The organism is Pseudomonas sp. SDO55104_S430 (assembly GCF_054070595.1).
In genome coordinates, this window is the sequence record NZ_JBSVXG010000067.1 from 23,275 (window position 1) to 29,687 (window position 6,413).

Annotated in this window: 7 protein-coding genes and 1 pseudogene; 3 read left to right on the forward strand and 5 right to left on the reverse strand. The window is 61.6% G+C overall.

The features are described from left to right. Nucleotides 1-76 precede the first annotated feature (76 nt). Complete coding sequence (locus tag ACW9JE_RS14290; protein WP_224533563.1) at nt 77-895, reverse strand: M48 family metallopeptidase; 819 nt, start codon at nt 893-895, stop codon at nt 77-79. A 1,373-nt stretch (nt 896-2,268) separates the two neighbouring features. Here ACW9JE_RS14290 and ACW9JE_RS14295 point away from each other — a divergent pair. Beyond that, nucleotides 2,269-2,466: pseudogene (locus tag ACW9JE_RS14295) on the forward strand (HAMP domain-containing protein); the annotation flags it as partial. Between the two features lie 111 nt (nt 2,467-2,577). Continuing rightward, nucleotides 2,578-3,321: a methyl-accepting chemotaxis protein gene (locus ACW9JE_RS14300; RefSeq protein WP_411961541.1), complete on the forward strand. Its 744-nt coding sequence runs from the start codon at nt 2,578-2,580 to the stop codon at nt 3,319-3,321. 50 nt (nt 3,322-3,371) lie between these two features. On the opposite strand, the gene ACW9JE_RS14305 is transcribed toward ACW9JE_RS14300, so the two are convergent. The 3 genes from ACW9JE_RS14305 to ACW9JE_RS14315 are packed head-to-tail and all read right to left on the reverse strand — an operon-like array spanning nt 3,372 to nt 4,483. After that, nucleotides 3,372-3,995, reverse strand: a complete 624-nt coding sequence (locus tag ACW9JE_RS14305; protein WP_224542198.1) for an SOS response-associated peptidase — start codon at nt 3,993-3,995, stop codon at nt 3,372-3,374. Nucleotides 3,996-4,031: 36 nt separating this feature from the next. Then, nucleotides 4,032-4,292, reverse strand: a complete 261-nt coding sequence (locus ACW9JE_RS14310; RefSeq protein WP_175377758.1) for a putative signal transducing protein — start codon at nt 4,290-4,292, stop codon at nt 4,032-4,034. Nucleotides 4,293-4,300: 8 nt separating this feature from the next. After that, complete coding sequence (locus ACW9JE_RS14315) at nt 4,301-4,483, reverse strand: CPXCG motif-containing cysteine-rich protein (RefSeq protein ID WP_175377757.1); 183 nt, start codon at nt 4,481-4,483, stop codon at nt 4,301-4,303. Nucleotides 4,484-4,624: 141 nt separating this feature from the next. Between ACW9JE_RS14315 and ACW9JE_RS14320 the strand changes: the two genes are divergently transcribed. Beyond that, on the forward strand, nt 4,625-5,788 hold the full coding sequence (locus ACW9JE_RS14320) for a 1-acyl-sn-glycerol-3-phosphate acyltransferase (RefSeq protein ID WP_224542196.1): 1,164 nt from the start codon (nt 4,625-4,627) through the stop codon (nt 5,786-5,788). Between the two features lie 138 nt (nt 5,789-5,926). On the opposite strand, the gene ACW9JE_RS14325 is transcribed toward ACW9JE_RS14320, so the two are convergent. Then, entirely contained in the window at nt 5,927-6,205 is a 279-nt protein-coding gene (locus tag ACW9JE_RS14325) for a hypothetical protein (RefSeq protein WP_457433092.1), read from the reverse strand. Nucleotides 6,206-6,413 lie beyond the last annotated feature (208 nt).

Consider the following 6,413-nt stretch of genomic DNA (forward strand, 5'->3'; position numbering starts at 1 on the left):
CGCGTAAGCGTTCACGACCATCGCGAGCAGGCTCGCTCCCACAAAGGCAATGCCCGCCCCACCAGGTGGGGATCGGTCAGGACTTCTTGGCCTGCTCGTACAACGGCATCACCTTCGGAATCGCCGCCTGCAACGAGGCGATCCGGCTCGACGAGTTCGGGTGAGTGCTCATGAACTCCGGCGGCGAACCTTCCGAAGCCTTGGTCATCTTGTTCCACAGGGTGATCGCGGCGTTCGGGTTGTAGCCGGCGCGAGCGGCCAGTTCCAGGCCGATCAGGTCCGCCTCGTTCTCGTTGGCGCGACTGTTGGGCAAGGTCATGCCGTAGTTGGCGACCGTGTCCGCCAGCGCCAGGCTGTCCTGACCCAGACCCAGCAGTGCGCCGGCACCCTGCTTGGCCATCTCGATACCGTACGCCTTGGACATCGCTTCACGACCGTGCTCGCGCAGGGCGTGGGCGATTTCATGGCCCATGACCGCGGCGATTTCATCGTCGGTCAGTTGCAGCTTGTCGATCAAGCCCGTGTAGAAAATGATCTTGCCGCCAGGCCCGCAGTTGGCATTGAGCTCGTCACTCTTGATCAGATTGACTTCCCATTTCCACTGGGCCGAATCCGGACGGAACTTCGGCGCCTGGGCAATCAGCCGGTCGGCAATCACCTGAACGCGCTTGGCGTCACTGCTGGTCTTGTCCAGCACGCCCTGACTGGTCGCCTCGCCCACCGTCTTTTGATAAGACTGGGCGTACATCTGGTTGACCTCCTGCTCGGACAACATGCTGAACATGTATTGCTTGCGCTCCACGCCCACGGCGCCGGCGCTGGTGGTATTGACCGACTGGCATCCGCCGAGCAGCAGACTTGCGCTCAGGCCACACAACACCAATGTCTTGTTCATCAAAGGACTCCCTGGAAAACCTGTCCGTATCCTAGGCGTGTAAATGTATCGGCGCCAGATACAACGAAACCTGCAACAACTCTAAGACGCAAATTTCGGACAAAGCTCTCGTCAGCGCAGTAAAAAATTCACAAACCCGGCAAACCCACGTCGTTTACGAACTGCTGCAATCCATTTGCGACATCCGCCTCGCGAAATACAGGAATTTGCACCAGACCCGCTCATGCCCTTAGAACCCCCTGCCGATATTGCTCCGCAGACGACCTTTTGCGTGCGGAGCACCCATGAAATTCAAGTCAATCCAGTTTTCCGTGGCAGCCCTGGCGGGCGCCATCGTTCTCAGTGTGGTGGCCGCACTGGTGGTCTACGCGCTGTTTTCCGGCGCCCGGACGCAGGACATGGTCCAGGAGCGGACCCAGGCACAATTCGAGCAGGTCATCGAGCAGCGCCTGACCTCCCTGGCGCAGACCCAGGTCAGCCAGATTCAGCGTGAACTCGAAGCACCGCTGCTGATCGCCGGTGGCCTGGTGCGGGTCAACACGCTGATCGGCACCAAGGGCGCCGATGGCCAGCCGGCGCTGAGCCTGAGCCGCGAGCAATTGATCGGACTGATCAAGGAAAACGTGGCGAAGAACCCGAAAATCCTCGGCACCTATATCGGCTGGGAAAAAGATGCGCTGGATCACAACGATGCCGCCTATATCGGCACCAGCGTGGTCGGCATCGATGCCAAGGACGGTCGTTTCCTGCCCTGGTGGTTCCGCAACGCCGACGGCAGCCTCGGCCAGGACAAGCTGGTGGACGTGGATGACCAGAAAACCCTGTCCACCGGCGTGCGCGCCAGCGAGTACTACCTGTGCTCGAAGGAAACCAAAAAGTCCTGCGTGATCGATCCGGCGCCCTACAAGGTCGGCGACAAGATCGTCATGCTCGCCTCCTTCATTGAACCGATCATGCTCAACGGCGCCTTCCAGGGCATCGTCGGCGCCGACCTGTCGGTGAACTTCATCCAGGAAATGCTCCTGGCCGCCAACCAGAAACTCTACGGCGGCGCCGGGCAAATGGCCCTGATCGGCGGCAATGGCCGGATCGTTGCTTACACCAAGGACCCGAGCAAGTTCGGCGAGAAGGTCAGCGACATTCTCGACGCCCAGCAGATTGCCAACATGGCCAATCTCAAGCGTGGCGAAGTCACCTACAGCGTCGACAAGGCCCAGGGCCGGATCGAGTTGTACCTGCCGTTCGGCATCGGCCAGACCGACGCCCGCTGGACCATGATGCTGCAACTGCCGCTGAACGCGGTGATGGCCGATCTGCAATCGCTGCAGGCCGACCTCAATACCCAGCGCAAATCCGACACTTTCGGCATGGCCATGGTCGGTCTGCTGATTGCCGGTCTCGGCCTGCTGGTGATCTGGCTGGTGGGCCACGGCATTGCCCGTCCGCTGAAGCAGATGGTCGCCATGCTCGATGACATCGCTCAAGGCGAAGGCGATCTGACTCGCCGTTTGAGCAGCGACCGCGCCGACGAACTGGGCTCGATCGCCAAGGGCTTCAACACCTTCCTGGCCAAGTTGCAGGCGATGATCACCCAGGTGGTGTCGTCGGTGCAGAGCGTCAGCGATTCGTCCGAGCACACCGCCGATATCGCCATCCGCACCAATACCGGCGTGCACAAGCAGATGGCCGAGATCGATCAGGTCGCCACCGCCGTGCAGGAAATGACCGCCACCGCACAGGATGTGGCGCGCAACGCGACCCAGGCCGCACAAGCCGCCAGTCATGCCGATCAGGCGGCCAGTCAGGGCAAGCAGATTGTTCATGACACGTCGAATTCGATTGGCGCCCTGGCGGTGGAAATCGGTCGCGCGGTGGGCGTGGTGCAGACCCTGGCCAAGGACAGCGAGAATATCAACGCGATCCTCACCGCCATTCGCGGGATTGCCGAACAGACCAACCTGCTGGCCCTGAACGCGGCCATCGAGGCGGCGCGGGCCGGTGAACAGGGTCGCGGTTTTGCCGTGGTGGCCGACGAAGTGCGCAACCTGGCGCAGAAGACCCAGGGTGCCACCGAAGAGATCCAGACCATGATCCAGCAGTTGCAGCAAGGCACGCGGGACGTGGTGCGGGTGATGGAGGACAGTCAGCAGCGCACGGACGAAAGCGTGCAGCACGCGGCGAAAGCGGCCGAAGCACTGGAAACCATCACCCAGGCGGTGTCGGTGATCAACGACATGAACACTCAAATCGCCAGCGCCGCCGAGGAGCAGAGCGCAGTGGCGGACGACATCAACCGCAACGTGATCAACATCGGCCAGGTGGCCAATGAAGTGGCAGGCGGCGCGGACGAATCCAGCGCAGCCAGTGCCGACCTGACCAAACTGGCCGAGCAGCAGCGGCGGTTGATCAATCAGTTCAAGGTCTGACCATCGAGCAAGGTCCTGCGGACCTCATCGCGAGCAGGCTCGCGATGCTTTCAGCCCGGCGTCAGGCACTCCGGGCCGTTGAGTTTCGGATCATTGACCATGTTCGCCAGGACCCGCTCGCGCAATGCGGCGGGTTCGCTGGCGAGGAGGGCTTGGAGGGTGTGCAATGGGGTTTCGGGGTTGAGCCAGGCTTCCTGCCCGGCCGCATCCAGAATCAACGGTCGCCGCTGACTGGCCGCCGGCTGGGTGATCACCGCCGTGCTCAGCCACACCTGCTCCTGCACCGGATACGCCTCCCAGATCGCCGCGAAAAACAACGACGAACCCTCCCCCGGCGTCAGCCAGTACGGGCGTTTGCGCGTGCCGCCGCGCCATTCGTAGAAACCGTTGGCCGGCAGCAGGCAACGACGCAGGCGCAGGGCTTCGCGGAACATCGGCTGTTCGGCCACGGTTTCGGCGCGGGCGTGTGCCGGGGTGCGAGACATATCGGTCAGCCACGGCGGCGTCAGGCCCCAGCGCGCACGCGCCAGATTGCGCTGGCCGTCTTCGCCGGCACGCAGGATCAACACCGAATCATTGGGGGAAATGTTCCACTGGGCCTGCTGATCGGCGGGGAAGCCAGGCAGGGCCGCAAAGGCGGGATTCCAGCGAAACAGGGCATAACGTCCACACATGGCGCAGCACGACTCTTGATCAAACGAACGGCCAGCCTAACAGACCAGCGTGCCCGGAAAGCTCTCGGGTTCATCCCCCGCAAGCGGCAGCGCGGCATTGTACGCGCTGATCAGCTCGCGGGCGTAGGCAGCCTGGTCGTTTTCCACCGCCAGGCCCAGCAGCCCGAAAATCGGCAGTTCGCCGCTGGCACCGACCAGGTCGCGCCCCACCAGATGCGCCTCGATTCCCTCGCTGGCGAGCATGCCTTGCAGCAACTCGCCCTCCATCAGGTTTTCCGGTTCGTAGATTCGCTGCATATAGGCCTTCAATCGTTCTCGCTGAACACTTCCAGGTGCCATTCCTCGCCATGAACCTGCAACACGAAGGTTATCGGCCGACAACACACCTGACAGTCTTCAATATAGGTCTGATCGCCTGCGGACAGGTCGATGGTGGTTTCGACTTCCTCACCACAATACGGACATTCATAAACTGCGCTTTCCAGCATCGCGGTCTCCCGAGTGACTTGTGCGTATAATCGCCGGTCTATTTGCAGGGCTATTGGTGTCTGACTACTTTTCAGACCGTGCCCTGCCGGTTTTCGATCAGAACCTTTACTTACCCTAGCCGTTTCCAACAAGAGAGCATGATGGGCGAATTCGATGCCATCCGACCTTATGACGACAGCGAAGTCCCGGCAGTGCTGGCACGACTGCTCGGCGACAAGGCGTTTCTAGATATCCTCACCCACTTTCGCTTTCCGCGTTTTGCCGGTGCCCTGGGCTGGGCGCTCAAACCTCTTATAGCTCATCGTCTGCGCCGTGAGTTCGCCGGCGTCACGTCGGTGGCCACCCTGCAGGACAAAGTCGAGCATTACGTCGACCACACCATCGAGCGCGCCACCGATGGCGTGACCTACACCGGTGTCGAGCAGTTCAAGTCCGGCAGCGCCTACCTGTTCATCGCCAACCACCGCGATATCGTCATGGACCCGGCCTTCGTCAACTACGCCGTGTACCACGCCGGCCTGCCGACGCCGCGTATCGCTATCGGCGACAATCTGCTGCAGAAGCCTTTCGTCAGCGACCTGATGCGCCTGAACAAGAGTTTCATCGTGCACCGTTCGATCACCGGCCGTCGCGAGAAAATGGCGGCCTACCAGTTGCTGTCCGCGTACATCAACCATTCGATCCGCAACGATTGCGCGTCGATCTGGATCGCCCAGGCCGAAGGCCGGGCCAAGGACGGCGACGACCGTACCGAGTCGGCGATCCTGAAGATGTTCCACATGAGCCGCAAGGACGAACCGTTCGGCGAGGTCATTCGCTCCTTGAACCTGACGCCGGTGTCGATCAGCTATGAATACGACCCGTGCGACCAGGCCAAGGCCCGCGAGCTGTACATCCGCGCCACCACCGGCACCTACACCAAGGCGCCGGGCGAGGATGACGTGAGCATCGCCAAGGGCATCACCGGCTACAAGGGCCGGGTGCACGTGAACTTTGCCGCGCCGATCACCGAGCTGTTTGAGGACACCAAGCAATTGGCGGTCGAGATGGACAAGCAGATTCTGGGCGGTTACCGCCTGTTCCCGGTGCATTACCTGGCTTATGCGCAGTGGAAGGACGCCGATCCGCAGTTGCAGGTGCCAAAAGCTGCCGAGATGTTCGCGGCGGACGAACTGGCCAAGGCTCAAGAGCAATGGCAGCAACGCCTGGATGCCTGTCCAGAGGAACATCGTCCGTACCTGGTGCTGCAATATGCGACGCCGGTGCGCAATCAGTATCGGGTCAAGGCAGGGCTACCGCTTTAACCGCTACCCGATCCTCTGTGGCGAGGGGGCTTGCCCCCGTTGGGCTGCGTAGCGGCCCCACAAGATGGGACTGCTGCGCAGTCCAACGGGGCGGTGCGACGTGTCGACAAGCCCCCTCGCCACAGGATCTGTGTGGATTCAGATCTGGGTGCTGATCCAGGACACCAGCAAAGCCAGTCCCATGCAGGCAAAACCGAAGCGGTAGAAAAAGCGGTTCATGCGCAGGGTAGCCCAATCCAGCGTGGGCTCTTCACCGCTACCGTTCTGACGCTGCGCCTCAAGACTGGCCATGGCGCGCTGTTCGCGGCGGCGGGTGGCGTGCAGCAGCCAGCTACCCGGGAAGGCCAGGAGCAATGCCAGCAGATTGATCAATTTCGCGGGATGGGCGGTAAACAGCGTCATCAAGTGCAGCGACATCACAAGCCTCAGGCAAAACAGTCAGGACGGACGCCGAGCGACGACCGCGGCGGGGGATTCTACCGAAAGCCTGCCTGACTGCCCGCTCTTTCCGACAATTAACCAAGAGTCGCCTTCAATCTATCTGCCCGCCGCAGATTCCCTGTGGGAGCGGGCTTGCTCGCGAAAGCGTCGTATCAGTCGACATCATTGCTGAATGACACACCAC